This window comes from Acidiplasma aeolicum (genome assembly GCF_001402945.1).
Taxonomy (GTDB): Archaea; Thermoplasmatota; Thermoplasmata; order Thermoplasmatales; family Thermoplasmataceae; genus Acidiplasma; species Acidiplasma aeolicum.
Map to the genome: position 1 here is coordinate 1 of NZ_LKBG01000191.1, position 683 is coordinate 683.

Here is a 683-nt window from a genome sequence, read left to right on the forward strand (position 1 = left end):
GTTTCAGTCTGCCAGTATGTGTCTATTATTGGGCACCGATTCTTGCCTATTACCTCATAGTACCAGTGCCATGCCGCAGGGTTTATTGGCTCCCCTGCTGTGCCCAGATATTTTAGGGATGATAAATCATGTGATTCCGGATATTTTTCACCATATTTCATTAATAACCTTATTGCCGTTGGTGATGTGTATAGTATGTTTACACCATACCTTTCTATGATTTCCCACATTCTATCAGGTTTTGGATAATCTATTGCACCCTCGTATATTATTGATGTTAATCCAAGAAGGAGTGGGGCGAAAACAATGTAGCTGTGACCGGTAATCCACCCTATATCAGCAGCACACCACCAGCGATCCTCGTCCTTTGGATCAAATGCCCATTTAAGTGTGTTTGCAACCCACACAGGATATCCGCCATTGCCATGCACTATGCCCTTTGGCTTTCCTGTTGTTCCCGATGTGTATAGAATAAATAATGGGTCATTTGAATCCATCCTTTCGGGTTCAACATATGAATCCTCCAGAATTTCATCATAGTAATAATCACGGTCACTGACCATGCTTATTTTATTATTTGCATTCCTTACAACTATTACATTGTCTATGCCGGTGCTTAAATCAGCAGCACGGTCCACTATATTCTTTAAATCTATTAATTTGCCCTTTCTGTATGCACCATC

Annotated in this window: 1 protein-coding gene; it reads right to left on the minus strand. The window is 40.8% G+C overall.

Features of this window, described 5'->3' with window-relative positions:
- Positions 1-683 (minus strand): AMP-binding protein (locus AOG54_RS04390; RefSeq protein WP_156324204.1); only part of this gene is annotated, 683 nt, incomplete at both ends.